We start from the raw sequence: 12,629 nt of genomic DNA, 5'->3' as shown, positions 1-12,629 counted from the left end.
CTATTGTCCCTGGCCAGGCTCCCTGCGCTCTGGCCCGGTCGGCGGGCGGCGCGCCTCGTCGTCGGCGAGTCCGCCGCGCACGCGGGTCCACGCCGTGCGGACGTGCGCCTCGAGCAGCGACTCGGCCCGCTGCGCCTCCCCACGCGCCAGGGCGGCGCTGATCTGCTCGTGCTCCTCGACGAGCTCGGCCCGGATGCGGTCGTAGTCGTCGCCGGCCAGGCGCGCTAAGCCCGCCATGAGCAGGCCGTGCACCGACTCCCGGATCGCCACGGTCGTGTCCGCGGCCAGCCGGTTGCCGGCGGCCTCGGCGATCGCGACGTGGAAGGCGGCGTCGGCGTCGTTGAACTCTTCCCTGGATCGCGCCGCACGCATCGCGGCGAGCGAGGACTGCAGCGAGGCCAGGTCGTCCGAGGTCAGGCGGGCGGCGGCCAGCCGGGCAGAGAGCCGCTCCAGGGCGACCCGGACCTCGAGCACGTCGTCGAGCGGGAAGTGCGCCAGCGCCACGTGCATCCGCAGCACCCGGGTGAGCGCGCCCGACGACAGCCCCGCGACCCGCGTGCCTCCCGTGCCCCCCGCACCCACGCTCGAGCGGAGCACCCCCTGGGCCTGCAGCGTCCGCACCGCCTCCCGGACCGCCGCGCGGCTGACCTCGAGCGTCCGCGCGAGGTCGCGTTCGGCGGGCAGGACGTCACCGACCGCGAGCTCGCCGGAGAGGATCTGCTCCTCGACCCAGCCCACCACCTGTTCGAAGGCGCGGGGCGTCGGCAGCTCGCTCATCACAGCTCCTCGTCGCTCCGGCCTCGCGGCACGGGCTCGCGAGTCTTGACGTGGGGTGATCCTAGCCGTAGCGTGAGCCCCCAGCAATGGTCTGACCATTAGGAGAGGCGATGACCGCCACCACCCCGGCCGCCTCGTCGGCGAGCGCCGCACCCCCGGGCCAGGGGGTCACCGTCGCGCTCTTCGCGACCTGCTTCAACGACACCATGTGGCCGGAGGCGCCACGCGCGGTCGTCACGCTGCTGGAGCGCCTCGGGTGTCGCGTGGTCTTCCCGCGCGAGCAGACCTGCTGCGGCCAGATGTTCACCAACACGGGGTATGCCGACGCCGCCACTCCCCTCGTGCGCCGCTTCGTCGACGTCTTCGGGGCGTTCGACCACGTCGTGGCGCCCAGCGGCTCGTGCGTCGGGTCGGTGCGCGAGCAGCACGAGATGCTGGCCCGGCGCGCCGGGGACCAGTGCCTGGCTGCCGAGGTCGAGGCAACCGCGCCCCGCGTGCACGAGCTGTCCGAGTTCCTCGTCGACGTCCTCGGCGTGACCGACGTCGGCGCCTCCTACCCGCACCGCGTCACCTACCACCCCACCTGCCACAGCCTGCGGATGCTCGGGGTCGGCGACAAGCCCCTGCAGCTGCTGCGCGCGGTGCGGGGCATCGATCTCGTGGCCCTGCCCGCCGCGACGGAGTGCTGCGGCTTCGGCGGGACCTTCGCGGTGAAAAACGCCGACACCTCGATCGCCATGGGCGCCGACAAGGCGCGGCACGTGCGCGAGACCGGCGCCGAGGTCCTCGTCGCCGGCGACAACTCGTGCCTGGCGCACATCGGCGGCGTCCTTGACCGGCAGCGCTCGGGCGTCCGGACGGTGCACCTGGCCGAGATCCTCGCCTCGACCGAAGGGGTCCCGTCATGACCGCCACCCGCGGCCTGCCCGCGCAGGCCACCACCGCCACCTTCCTCGGTATGCCGTCGTTCCAGCGCGCGGCGAAGGACGCCCTCGACAACACCCAGCAGCGGCGCAACCTCGCGCACGCGACCCAGACGATCCGGGCGAAGCGGGCCGCCGTCGTGGGCGAGGTGGACGAGTGGGAGGCGCTGCGCGTGGCGGGCGCGGCGGCCAAGGACGAGGCGCTGCACCACCTCCCGGACTACCTCGAGGAGCTGGAGGCCAACCTCACCGCCCGCGGGGCGATCGTCCACTGGGCCCGCGACGCGGCTGAGGCCAACCAGGTCGTCATCGACGTCGCGCGCGCGAAGGACACCGACGAGGTGGTCAAGGTCAAGTCGATGGCCACCCAGGAGATCGAGCTCAACGAGGCCCTGGAGGAGGCCGGGATCGCGGCCTGGGAGACCGACCTCGCCGAGCTCATCGTGCAGCTCGGGCATGACCGTCCCAGCCACATTCTCGTGCCCGCGATCCACCGCAACCGGGCCGAGATCCGCGAGATCTTCGCCCGAGAGATGGGCGGCGTGGGTCGCCCTGCCCCCGACGATCTCACCGACGAGCCGGCTCGGCTGGCCGAGGCGGCCCGGCTGCACCTGCGGGAGAAGTTCCTGCGCGCCAAGGTCGCGGTGTCCGGGGCGAACTTCGCCGTCGCCGACACCGGCACGCTCGTGGTCGTCGAGTCCGAGGGCAACGGGCGGATGTGCCTCACCCTGCCGCAGACCCTGGTGAGCATCGTCGGGGTCGAGAAGGTACTGCCGACCTTCGGCGACCTGGCCACCATGATGCAGCTGCTGCCGCGCTCGAGCACCGGCGAGCGGATGAACCCCTACACCTCCACCTGGACCGGCGTCACTCCCGGCGACGGGCCGCAGGAGGTGCACGTGGTGCTCCTCGACAACGGCCGCAGCCGGGTGCTCGCCGACGAGATCGGCCGGGAGGCGTTGCGCTGCATCCGCTGCTCGGCCTGCCTCAACGTGTGCCCGGTCTACGAGCGGGCGGGCGGGCACGCCTACGGCTCGGTCTATCCCGGGCCGATCGGGGCGGTGCTCAACCCGCAGCTGCGCGGCGTGTCCTCCGACGTCGACAAGAGCCTGCCCTACGCCAGCTCGCTGTGCGGCGCCTGCTTCGAGGCGTGCCCGGTGCGCATCGACATCCCGTCGCTGCTCGTGCACCTGCGGACCCAGGTCGTCGACGAGTCCTCGGGGCGCTCGGTCGAGGCGGCGGGGATGCGCGCGGCCTCCTGGGTCTTCGGTGACCACCGCCGGCTGGAGGCCGCGCAGAAGGCGGCCACGATCGGCGGTCGGCTGCTCGGCGACCGGACCATCCGGTCGGTGCCGGGTCTGGGCGCCTGGACCCAGGCGCGCGACGCGCCCACTCCCCCGACGGAGACGTTCCGGCAGTGGTGGGCACGCACCCATACCTCGGAGGACGCGGCAGCCGCCCCCGATCCGCACGGCGGGGGGCTGGCGCCCTCGCCCGAGCCCCGGGTCGCCCGTGAGTCCGGCGAGGAGTCGCGATGACCTCGGCGCGCGAGGAGATCCTGGGCCGGCTCCGGGCCGCGACCAGCGACGTGACCACCGAGCGCGGCGCGCGCGGACCGGTGCCGGTGATCGCCGCGGCGGCCGAGTCCCCCGAGGCGACGCTGGAGCTGTTCGTCGACACCGTCGCCGACTACCGCGCCACCGTCACGCGGTGCTCCGCCGAGGAGGTGGGCATCGCCGTCGCTGCCGCACTGGCCCGGGCGGGCGCGCACACCGTGCTGGTGCCGGACGGGCTGGAGGCCGGCTGGGTCGCCGACGCCCACGAGGCGGGGCTGACGCTGCGCGCGGACGCCGGGGAGAAGGGGGCGGTGCTGACCCCCGACGAGCTCGACGGGATCGATGCCATCGTCACCGCTGCCCGGGTCGGCATCGCCACCACCGGCACCATCGTGCTCGACCACACCGCCGACCAGGGGCGTCGGGCCCTGACCCTGGTGCCCGACCAGCACATCTGCGTGGTGCGCGCCGATCAGGTCGCCCACGACGTGCCCGACGCGGTGGCGCTGCTCGACCCGGCGCGGCCGCTCACCTGGATCAGCGGCCCGAGCGCCACCAGCGACATCGAGCTGGACCGCGTGGAGGGCGTCCACGGCCCGCGCACGCTCGACGTCATCGTCGTGGGCTGACCCCCCTCTGGGAGACATGAGCAGCCGGAGGTTCCTCACACCAGGGACCTGTCCGCGTCATGAGGAGGTTTCGGCTGCTCATGTGGACAGCTCGGGGGTGCCCGGCGTCGTCCAGGTATGCAGCAGGTAGCCGTAGCTCAGGCCGAGCCGGTCCGGATGAGCCTCGAGCCAGGGGTCCACGACCTCGGCAGGAAACTCCAGCGCCAGCACGGCCTCGAGGTCGGCGCGCGAGTCGAACTCCCACGAGCTGAGCACCGACGTGGTCGAGGCTCCCTGCCTGGCCCACCAGCGCCGGGCATACGTGTCCTGACCCTGACCGGCTGCCCACGGGCTCGCCCGCAGCAGCTGCGCGAACTCGCCGCGCTCGGTGTCGTTGTCGATGACCACGAGGGCGCCGCCGGGGCGCAGGACCCGCGCGACCTCCCGCAGCCCCGGGCTCGGATCGAAGCCCGGAGTGGGGAAGAAGTAGGCGAAGCGGGCGTGCACCACGTCCACCGAGGCGTCGTCGAGCGGCAGCTCCTCCGCCGAGCCGTGCACCACCGTCGCGTCACCGGGGCGACCGCGCGCGAGATCGAGCAGGTCGGGGTCCGGCTCGACCCCGATGACCTGGCGGCCGTCGGCATACCGCGGCAGCCAGAACCCTGACCCGCAGCCGAGGTCGAGGAGCACCCGCCCCTCCCACGGCGCGAGCTCGGCGAGCGCGGCCCACACCAGCCCGCCCCGGTCGATCGCCGCGTTCTCCAGCTCGTAGCGGGCCGGATCGGCGGCCTGGTTGCCCGAGCGGACGAAGTCGGCGAATCCCACGGCGCCGATCCTGTCGGTCCGAGTGAGGGGGCGCAACGTCTTTGCGGGCCAGCATGGTGGGCATGGAACTCGACGACCTGCCGGCGACAGGCACCTTCGAGCTGACGACGCGAGGCCGCCGCAGCGGGATGCCGCGGACGGGTGAGAAGCACTCCTCCGAAGACGGGCGGTGTCACGCTCCGCCGCGCACGACGTCGACGTGCACGTGGTCCAGGTGGCGCAGGACGGGGTCGTCCGAGCCGCCAGGGGCGCGGTAGGGCTGCCAGCCGCGGCCGGACTGGCGCGCACCCCACCAGTGGTCGTCGTAGATGACGTACTGCACCGTCAGCTCGTCGGCCCGGGCCACCAGCCACTGCGACACGAGCCACCCGTCGTCCCGGCTCGCCTCGGTCACCGGTCGGAAGAAGACGTCGACGGCGCGGCCGTCGTAGTGCGTGGACTCGGCGCCGTGGCCGGAGTCGATCCCGCCGGGCGCGAAGCCTCCCGTCGGCAGGTCGCCGAAAGTCGCCTGCAGCTCGTCGAGCACCGACTGCGCCCGCGGTGTGAGGCCCGTGTCCGTCAGCTCCTCGGTGGAGGCCACGGGCTCGGGCGTGCGGCAGGTGAGGGCGGTCTCGACCCGTGCCGCGCGGATCGCCTCCACCACCCCGTCCGGTATGCCGTCTCCACCGTCCGCGGATCCGTCCGGCCCGGAGGTGGTCGCCTCGGGCGGGGGGTCGGTGCCGTCGTCGGGCGATGGGTCGGCGCCGTCGCCCGGCGGCGATTCGGTGCTCCCGCCTCCTGCGGCGGCAGCGGTCGCGGCCCTCGCCTCGTCCCGGTCCAAGCCGATCCGCTCGCCGTCCACGACGACCGAGCACGGGGCGGCGACCTCGGCGACCTGCTCGGTGACCGGTCGCCAGAAGAGGGCCAGACCACCGGCCAGCACGCCGACCGTGACCACCACGACCCCGGCACGGGCGGCGCGGCGGCGGGCGGACGGCATACCGTCGATCATCTCGCGCGCACCTGGGGCGCCGCTGGGCGCGACGGCGGACCTGACCGGGAGCAAGCACGGTCCGGCGACTCCCGACTCGACGGCGACACCGGTGGGCGACGTCGGCACGCGTCGGCTGGGTCACTAGGCTGCGGTCCTGTGAGCGACGGACCTCTGGACGACCCCATCGACGACCTGCTCGACGTGCTCGACCTGCGCCGCGAGGGCGAGACCACGATCAGCGTGGCGTCGCCGGAGGGGGTGGGCGAGGACCTGGCGGAGTCGCGGGGCGACGTCTTCGCCGGGCGAAGTCAGCCGATGCCCTACGGCCGGGTGTTCGGCGGGCAGGTGCTGGCGCAGTGTCTCGTCGCGGCCGGGCGCACGGTCGAGCCGGTGAGCGACGGGGCCGGCACGGAGGCCGCGTCGAGGCCGCGGCTCATCCACTCGATGCACGGCTACTTCCTGCGACCCGGTGACGCCGACCGGCCGCTGCGCTTCCTCGTCGAGCGGATGCGTGACGGCCGCAGCTTCAGCGCCCGGCGGGTGCATGCGGTGCAGGACGGCCGCATCCTCATGTCGATCATCATGAGCTTCCAGGAGGAGGCGGACGGCCTCGAGCACCAGCTGGGGATGCCCGAGGTGGAGGGGCCGGAGGGGCTCCGCTCCGACCGCGAGATCCTCGAGCGCGTCGAGCACCCGGTGGCGAAGATGGCCGCGCGGCGTCGGCCGGTCGAGATCCGGCATGCCGAGCCGCTGCTGCTCGGCCCGGCCGACCCCGGCCCGAGCGAGCAGTCGGTGTGGATGCGCATCCCGCGGGAACTGCCGGACGACCCGCTCCTGCACGCCGCGATCCTGGCCTACGCCTCGGACTACGTGCTGCTCGAGCCGATCCTGCGCCGCCACGGCATCGGGTGGGGCGACCCGCGGCTCCGACCGGCCAGCCTGGACCACTCGATGTGGTTCCACCGGCCGGCCCGGGTGGACGAGTGGGTGCTCTACACCCAGTCCTCCCCCTCGGCGAGCAGCGGACGCGGCCTTGGGCAGGGCCATATGTTCGGCGCCGACGGCACGCTCCTGGCGACGGTCGGCCAGGAGGGCATGGTGCGGCTCAAGAGCTGAGCCGCGCTGACCTCGCTCGACCTGCCCTGACCTGGCCTCACCTGACCCGGGCTCGGCTGGGCTGGCCGACCTGGGCTCGGCTGGGCTGGCTGCCCCGGGCCCCGCCCTCTGCACCGGACGCAGGTTATGCACGCACCGGACGCAGGTTATGCACGCACCGGACGCAGGTTATGCACGCACCGGACGCACGATGCGCGCGCAGAACGCGCGTCCGGTGCGAGACCAACGCGCGTCCGGTGCGAGACCAACGCGCGTCCGGTGCGAGACCAACGCGCGTCCGGTGCGTCAGGCGTCGCCGCGGACCTCGGCGATGGCCTCGGCCGCGCGCACGAGGCCCAGGTGGCTGAAGGCCTGCGGGTAGTTGCCCCAGAGCCGTCGCGCGACCGGGTCGTACTCCTCGGCCAGCAGATCCAGCGGGCCGCCCGCGTCCACGCACGCTGCCATCAGCGTCTCGGCTTGTTCGAGGCGACCGGTCCGCGCATACTGCTCCACCAGCCAGAACGTGCAGATGAGGAACGGCGCCTCGCCGCCTTCCAGCCCGTCCATGTTGCCGCTCTCGGTCATCCGGTAGCGGTGCAGGAAGCCGTGGTCGTCGACGAGGTCCTGCTCCAACCGGTCGACCGTCGCCAGCATGCGGGGGTCGTCATAGGCGCAGAAGCCGGTGTGCGGGATCTGCAGCAGCGAGGCGTCGACCTCCTCGTTGCCGTAGGTCTGACGGAACGCCCCGTCGGGCCCGACGCCGCGCTCCTCGATCTCGGCGCGCACCCGGTCGCGCAGCTCGCGCCAGCGCTCCACGTCGCCGTCCAGCCCGTGCTCCTCGACGGCCCGCACCCCTTGGTCGAAGGCGGCCCACACCATGACCCGGCCGTGGGTGAAGAAGTGCTGGTCACCGCGCATCTCCCAGATGCCGTGGTCGGGCTCGTCGACCCACTGCTCCTGCGCGCTCAGCATGAGCTTCTGCACGCTCCAGGAGTAGCTGTCCTCCTCCACCCCGCCGTCCCGCAGCTGCGCGAGGGCCAGCATGACCTCGCCGACCACGTCGGCCTGGTACTGCCCCGCCGCACCGTTGCCGACGCGGACCGGGCGAGAACCGGCGTACCCCGGCAGGTGGTCGAGCTCGCGCTCGGTGAGGTCGCGCTCCCCGCCGATGCCGTACATGATCCGCAGCTGGTCGGAGTGCCCGGCGACCGCGCGCAGCAGCCACGAGCGCCACGCCTCCGCGCTCTGGTCGAAGCCGTGGTTCATCATCGCCTGGAGGGTGAGCGCGGAGTCGCGCAGCCAGGTGTAGCGGTAGTCCCAGTTGCGCTCGCCGCCCGGGTCCTCCGGCAGCGAGGTGGTCACCGCAGCGACGATCCCACCGGTGTCGACGTGGGTGAGGGCGCGCAGGATCATGAGTGAGCGGGCGATCTGGCGGGCCCACGGGCCCCTCGCGTCGATCCGGCCGGTCCACGCGCGCCACTCGCGCAGGGTCTCCTCGAGGTTGGCGTCGACATCGATCCGCGTCGGGAGCGGCTTCCAGGACTCCTGCCCGGTGAGCACCCAGGTCACCTCGTCACCCTCGGTGAGGGTATGCCGCCCGCGGTGCACCCGGTCCTCGGGCACCGCGTCCGGGAGCGGGCCGTGCAGGATGACGGCCATCGGGCCGCCGACCGCGCTGAGCACCTCCTCCTCGCCGCCGTCGGGGTCGGTGACCGTGGTGCGATGCACCCACGGGTGCAGGGTGGCGTAGTCGAAGCGCAGCACCAGCTCGTGCTCGAGCTCGACCTGGCCGGACAGGCAGCGAACCCGGCGGACGATGTCGGAGCGGCCATCGGTGTGCGGCATCCAGGTGAGGACGTCGGCCGTGCCCTCGGGACCGCGCCACAGGGTGCGCATCACGAGGGCGCCGTCGAGGTAGTCGCGCTCCTCCACGTGGGCCCCGTCGCCGCAGACCCGGATGAGCCACCGACCGTCCTGCTCGGTGCCGAGCAGCTTGGCGAAGACCGACGCGGAGTCGAAGCGGGGCAGGCACAGCCAGTCCACGCTGCCCTCGGGCGAGATGAGCGCCGCCGTGCGCATGTCACCGACGAGCGCGTAGTGCCCGATCGGCACGTCCGTCATCGAGGTGTGCAGGCCCGCGGCGTCCACGTCAGGTGGGGTCATGCGCGCGAGTCTGTCATCCGGCGGCCTCGCCCGTTCGCTCCGGCAGCCCCGACTGCTCGCTCCGGACGCGCGGGACAGGTCCGGCACAGGTTGATCGCGCATTCTGGAGGCAGCGGGCGCCCACCGTGACCGGCGCGCCCACCCGAGGAGAGGATCGAGCATGTGGTGGCAGGACCTGCTGTGGGGCATCTGGAACGGACTGACCGCCTGGGTGATCCTCATCGCGCACATCTTCGGCGCCTGGGAGCGCTTCCCGTTCTACGACCTGGCGCGCGCGGGCAACTGGTACGACCTCGGCTTCCTCGTCGGGGCCGGGTCACCGCTGCTGGGTCTGCTCGGCCGGCGCAGCTGACGACCTCGGCGGCAGCTGGTCAGCCCGATAGGCCCGGCACGGGAAGCGTGCGGCCGGATCGGATCGCTCGCGGCTCCCCCGTGACCGGATCGTCGAAGGACACTTCGGACGCCAGCAGCTGCAGCGGCGTCGAGAAGTCGTCGGGCGCTACGTCGCGCACCTGCGGATACAGCGGGTCGCCCTCAATGGGTATGCCGAGCCCGGCCAGGTGCACCCGCAGCTGGTGGGTGCGTCCCGTGGTGGGCGTGAGCCGGTAGTGGCCGCGCCCGGCAGCCGCGCTCACGAGTTGCACCTGGGTGACCGCGTTGGGCTCACCGTCGACCACCCGCGCCTGCAGCTCACCCCGCTCCTTGACGACGCGGCTGGTGACCGTCACCGGTAGGCGCAGGTCGTCGCGGACGGGGGCGAGCGCGTCATACCTCTTGCGCATCCCACCCGACTGGACCAGCCGCTGGTAGGGGCCGCGCGCCTCGCGCCGCGTGGTGAGCAGGAGCACCCCGCTGGTGAGTCGGTCGAGCCGGTGCGCCGGCGCCAGCTCGGGGAGGTCGAGCGCGTGCCGCAACCGGACGACGACGGTCTGTGCGACGTGACTGCCGCGCGGCATGGTCGCGAGGAACGGCGGCTTGTCGACGGCGAGCAGCCCGGTCTCGTCGTCGCGCAGCAGGACGGGGATCGCGCCGGGGACGGTCACCTCTTCCGGGAGGTCGCGATAGAGGAAGACCGACCCGCCCGGGAGGTATGCCGTCCGCTCCCCGACCGGAGTGCCGTCGCCCAGGACGACCTCGCCGTCGGCGACGCGACGGCATACCCCGTCGTGATCACCCGCGCGCTCGGCGAGGAAGGCGAGCACGGTCGGCCAGCGGACCGCCTCCTCCGGGCTGGGGTGAGGCATCCGGACGCGCGCCGGCCCCAGCCCGTCGCGCGGCGGCAACGGTGGCTGGGGCCGGGAGCGGCGGGACAGGTCAGTCCCGGGTGAGCTTGCGGTAGGTGACCCGGTGCGGGCGCGCCGCCTCGACACCGAGCCGCTCGACCTTGTTCTCCTCGTAGGCACCGAAGTTGCCCTCGAACCAGTACCAGTTCGCGGGCTCCTCCTCAGTGCCCTCGTAGGCGAGGATGTGCGTCGCGACCCGGTCCAGGAACCACCGGTCGTGGCTGATGACCACGGCGCAGCCGGGGAAGTTGAGCAGGGCGTTCTCGAGGCTGCCGAGGGTCTCGACGTCGAGGTCGTTGGTCGGCTCGTCGAGCAGCAGCAGGTTGCCGCCCTCCTTGAGCGTGAGCGCGAGGTTGAGGCGGTTGCGCTCACCGCCGGAGAGCACGCCGGCCTTCTTCTGCTGGTCCGGGCCCTTGAACCCGAACTGGCTGACGTAGGCCCGGCTCGGGATCTCGACCTGACCGACCTGCATGAAGTCGAGCCCGTCCGAGACCACCTCCCACAGTGACTTCTCCGCGTCGATGCCGCCGCGGGACTGGTCGACGTAGGAGATCTCCACCGTCTCGCCGACCTTGACGTCGCCGGAGTCGGGCTCCTCCAGACCGACGATGGTCTTGAAGAGCGTCGTCTTGCCGACGCCGTTGGGGCCGATGACCCCGACGATGCCGTTGCGGGGCAGGGTGAAGGACAGTCCGTCGATGAGCGTGCGGTCGCCGAAGCCCTTGGTGAGGTCCTTGACCTCGATGACCTGGTTGCCCAGGCGTGGGCCGGGCGGGATCTGGATCTCCTCGAAGTCGAGCTTCTTGGTGCGCTCGGCCTCGGCGGCCATCTCCTCGTAGCGGGCCAGGCGGGCCTTGTTCTTGGTCTGCTTGGCCTTGGGGTTGGAGCGGACCCACTCCAGCTCCTGCTCGAGGCGCTTGGCGAGCTTGGCGTCCTTCTTGCCCTGGATCGCCAGGCGCTCGCGCTTCTTCTCCAGATAGGTGGAGTAGTTGCCCTCGTAGGGGTAGAGCCGGCCCCGGTCGACCTCGGCGATCCACTGCGCGACGTTGTCGAGGAAGTAGCGGTCGTGGGTCACGGCCAGGACGGCGCCCGGGTAGCTGGCGAGGTGCTGCTCCAGCCACTGCACGGACTCGGCGTCCAGGTGGTTGGTGGGCTCGTCGAGCAGCAGCAGGTCGGGCTTGGAGAGCAGCAGCTTGCACAGCGCGACCCGGCGGCGCTCACCACCGGACAGGACGGTGACGTCGCTGTCGCCGGGCGGGCAACGCAGGGCGTCCATCGCCTGGTCCAGCTGGGCATCGAGGTCCCAGGCGTCGGCGTGGTCGATCTCCTCCTGGAGGGTCCCCATCTCGGCCATCAGCGCGTCGAAGTCGGCATCCGGCTCCGACATGAGCTCGCCGATCTCGTTGAACCGGTCCAGCTTGGTCTTGATCTCGCCCAGGCCCTCCTGGACGTTGCCGAGCACCGTCTTCTCCTCGTTCAGCGGCGGCTCCTGGAGCAGGATGCCCACGGAGTAGCCGGGCGAGAGCCGGGCCTCACCGTTGGACGGCTGGTCCAGACCCGCCATGATCTTGAGGATCGTCGACTTGCCCGCGCCGTTCGGGCCCACGACGCCGATCTTGGCGCCCGGGTAGAAGGACATGGTCACGTCGTCGAGGATCACCTTGTCGCCGTGCGCCTTGCGGGCACGCGTCATGGTGTAGATGAATTCGGCCATGCCCGCAAGGGTATCGGGGCGGTGGGCCCGCCTCCGAATCCTCGGGAGCGGCCCCTCGCCCCGGGCGCCGACCGCGTCAGGCGCTCCTGGCGAGCACCCCGTCGGCCTGGTGGTCGTCCTGGACCACGCCGTCCTCGTCCACGTCGATCTCCGGGCCGTCGTCCATGAGCTCGCCGGTCTCCGGATGCTCGACGTCGACGGCCGCGTGGCCCGGCTCCTGGTCCCGGGTGGCACGCTCGTCGAGGGCCGACACCATGCCGCCCTGCGGGCTGGGGTCGTAGTCGGCCGTCCGGTCACCGTCGTAGCTCACCCAGCCCTTGCTGAAGCGACTCACCCCGAAGGTCACGTCGTGGCCCAGGCTGTCGACGTCGATCACCAGCTGAGCCCCCGACGAGGTGTCCGTGCGCCACTCGTTCAGCGAGACCCGGCCGTGGGCGATGACCGGATCGCCCTTCTTGAAGCTGGCCAGGGCGGTGGCGCCCTTGGGGCCGAACGCCAGCAGGTCCACGAAGGTGGTGCCGGCGGTGACCCACGTGCCGGCGGAGCGGTCGAACTTGCGTCGGTTGACCGCGATCGGCACCACGGCGAAGTCGTTGCCGCTCTCCTTGCCGACCCGGCGCTCGGGGTCGCGGGTGACGTTGCCCGAGACGGTCATCGTGGGTTCGTTCATCATGTGCTTGTCCCCTCCTGAGATGGTGCGGCCTGCCAGATC

The 12,629-nt window shown here is 72.5% G+C and carries 12 protein-coding genes; 5 read left to right on the top strand and 7 right to left on the bottom strand.

What is annotated here, in order from left to right; translation table 11 throughout:
• On the bottom strand, nt 1–777 hold the full coding sequence (locus AC5PYY_RS08790) for a FadR/GntR family transcriptional regulator (RefSeq protein WP_493896444.1): 777 nt from the start codon (nt 775–777) through the stop codon (nt 1–3).
• Between the two features lie 110 nt (nt 778–887).
• On the opposite strand from AC5PYY_RS08790, the gene AC5PYY_RS08785 reads away from it, so the two are divergent.
• Genes AC5PYY_RS08785 through AC5PYY_RS08775 form a run of 3 tightly spaced genes read left to right on the top strand, consistent with a single transcriptional unit; the run spans nt 888 to nt 3,885 of the window.
• Nucleotides 888–1,685, top strand: coding sequence for a (Fe-S)-binding protein (locus AC5PYY_RS08785; protein WP_493896443.1), 798 nt, complete (start codon nt 888–890; stop codon nt 1,683–1,685).
• The gene (locus tag AC5PYY_RS08780) at nt 1,682–3,238 is read left to right on the top strand and encodes a LutB/LldF family L-lactate oxidation iron-sulfur protein (RefSeq protein WP_493896442.1); all 1,557 of its coding nucleotides are present in this window, start codon (nt 1,682–1,684) and stop codon (nt 3,236–3,238) included. The genes AC5PYY_RS08785 and AC5PYY_RS08780 overlap by 4 nt, the downstream gene beginning before the upstream one ends.
• On the top strand, nt 3,235–3,885 hold the full coding sequence (locus AC5PYY_RS08775) for a LutC/YkgG family protein (RefSeq protein WP_493896441.1): 651 nt from the start codon (nt 3,235–3,237) through the stop codon (nt 3,883–3,885). Before AC5PYY_RS08780 ends, AC5PYY_RS08775 begins: the two co-directional genes overlap by 4 nt.
• 78 nt (nt 3,886–3,963) lie before the next feature.
• Here the strand turns inward: AC5PYY_RS08775 and AC5PYY_RS08770 are convergent, their stop codons facing one another.
• A complete protein-coding gene (locus tag AC5PYY_RS08770; protein WP_493896440.1) occupies nt 3,964–4,689 on the bottom strand; it encodes a class I SAM-dependent methyltransferase in 726 nt (241 codons plus the stop codon).
• A gap of 172 nt (nt 4,690–4,861) precedes the next feature.
• The gene (locus tag AC5PYY_RS08765) at nt 4,862–5,668 is read right to left on the bottom strand and encodes a VldE C-terminal domain-containing protein (protein WP_493896439.1); all 807 of its coding nucleotides are present in this window, start codon (nt 5,666–5,668) and stop codon (nt 4,862–4,864) included.
• Nucleotides 5,669–5,818: 150 nt separating this feature from the next.
• Between AC5PYY_RS08765 and AC5PYY_RS08760 the strand changes: the two genes are divergently transcribed.
• Nucleotides 5,819–6,778, top strand: coding sequence for an acyl-CoA thioesterase (locus AC5PYY_RS08760; RefSeq protein WP_493896438.1), 960 nt, complete (start codon nt 5,819–5,821; stop codon nt 6,776–6,778).
• 285 nt (nt 6,779–7,063) lie between these two features.
• Here the strand turns inward: AC5PYY_RS08760 and AC5PYY_RS08755 are convergent, their stop codons facing one another.
• Nucleotides 7,064–8,920 carry a glycoside hydrolase family 15 protein gene (locus AC5PYY_RS08755; protein WP_493896437.1) on the bottom strand — a complete coding sequence of 619 codons (1,857 nt, stop codon included), beginning with the start codon at nt 8,918–8,920 and terminating at the stop codon, nt 7,064–7,066.
• A gap of 160 nt (nt 8,921–9,080) precedes the next feature.
• Here AC5PYY_RS08755 and AC5PYY_RS08750 point away from each other — a divergent pair, with 160 nt between their 5' ends.
• Entirely contained in the window at nt 9,081–9,272 is a 192-nt protein-coding gene (locus tag AC5PYY_RS08750) for a hypothetical protein (protein ID WP_493896436.1), read from the top strand.
• 19 nt (nt 9,273–9,291) lie between these two features.
• Here the strand turns inward: AC5PYY_RS08750 and AC5PYY_RS08745 are convergent, their stop codons facing one another.
• The 3 genes from AC5PYY_RS08745 to AC5PYY_RS08735 all read right to left on the bottom strand — a co-directional run bounded on the left by AC5PYY_RS08745 (nt 9,292) and on the right by AC5PYY_RS08735 (nt 12,590).
• Complete coding sequence (locus tag AC5PYY_RS08745; RefSeq protein WP_493896435.1) at nt 9,292–10,164, bottom strand: pseudouridine synthase; 873 nt, start codon at nt 10,162–10,164, stop codon at nt 9,292–9,294.
• Between the two features lie 70 nt (nt 10,165–10,234).
• Nucleotides 10,235–11,917, bottom strand: a complete 1,683-nt coding sequence (gene ettA / locus AC5PYY_RS08740; RefSeq protein WP_493896434.1) for an energy-dependent translational throttle protein EttA — start codon at nt 11,915–11,917, stop codon at nt 10,235–10,237.
• A 76-nt stretch (nt 11,918–11,993) separates the two neighbouring features.
• On the bottom strand, nt 11,994–12,590 hold the full coding sequence (locus tag AC5PYY_RS08735) for a single-stranded DNA-binding protein (protein WP_493896433.1): 597 nt from the start codon (nt 12,588–12,590) through the stop codon (nt 11,994–11,996).
• Nucleotides 12,591–12,629: the final 39 nt, after the last annotated feature.

The organism is Serinicoccus sp. JS2-9 (genome assembly GCF_059025165.1).
Note: the sequence above shows the minus strand (reverse complement) of the source record. Positions and strands in the feature narration are given on the sequence as shown.

What these genes read in the sequence shown, in the direction of transcription:
- AC5PYY_RS08750 (WP_493896436.1), top strand. Translation starts at nt 9,081, where the DNA reads ATGTGGTGGCAGGACCTGCTGTGGGGCATCTGGAACGGACTGACCGCC.
- ettA (WP_493896434.1), bottom strand. Translation starts at nt 11,917, where the DNA reads ATGGCCGAATTCATCTACACCATGACGCGTGCCCGCAAGGCGCACGGC.
- AC5PYY_RS08735 (WP_493896433.1), bottom strand. Translation starts at nt 12,590, where the DNA reads ATGATGAACGAACCCACGATGACCGTCTCGGGCAACGTCACCCGCGAC.
- AC5PYY_RS08775 (WP_493896441.1), top strand. Translation starts at nt 3,235, where the DNA reads ATGACCTCGGCGCGCGAGGAGATCCTGGGCCGGCTCCGGGCCGCGACC.
- AC5PYY_RS08785 (WP_493896443.1), top strand. Translation starts at nt 888, where the DNA reads ATGACCGCCACCACCCCGGCCGCCTCGTCGGCGAGCGCCGCACCCCCG.
- AC5PYY_RS08755 (WP_493896437.1), bottom strand. Translation starts at nt 8,920, where the DNA reads ATGACCCCACCTGACGTGGACGCCGCGGGCCTGCACACCTCGATGACG.
- AC5PYY_RS08745 (WP_493896435.1), bottom strand. Translation starts at nt 10,164, where the DNA reads ATGCCTCACCCCAGCCCGGAGGAGGCGGTCCGCTGGCCGACCGTGCTC.
- AC5PYY_RS08780 (WP_493896442.1), top strand. Translation starts at nt 1,682, where the DNA reads ATGACCGCCACCCGCGGCCTGCCCGCGCAGGCCACCACCGCCACCTTC.
- AC5PYY_RS08790 (WP_493896444.1), bottom strand. Translation starts at nt 777, where the DNA reads ATGAGCGAGCTGCCGACGCCCCGCGCCTTCGAACAGGTGGTGGGCTGG.
- AC5PYY_RS08765 (WP_493896439.1), bottom strand. Translation starts at nt 5,668, where the DNA reads ATGCCGTCCGCCCGCCGCCGCGCCGCCCGTGCCGGGGTCGTGGTGGTC.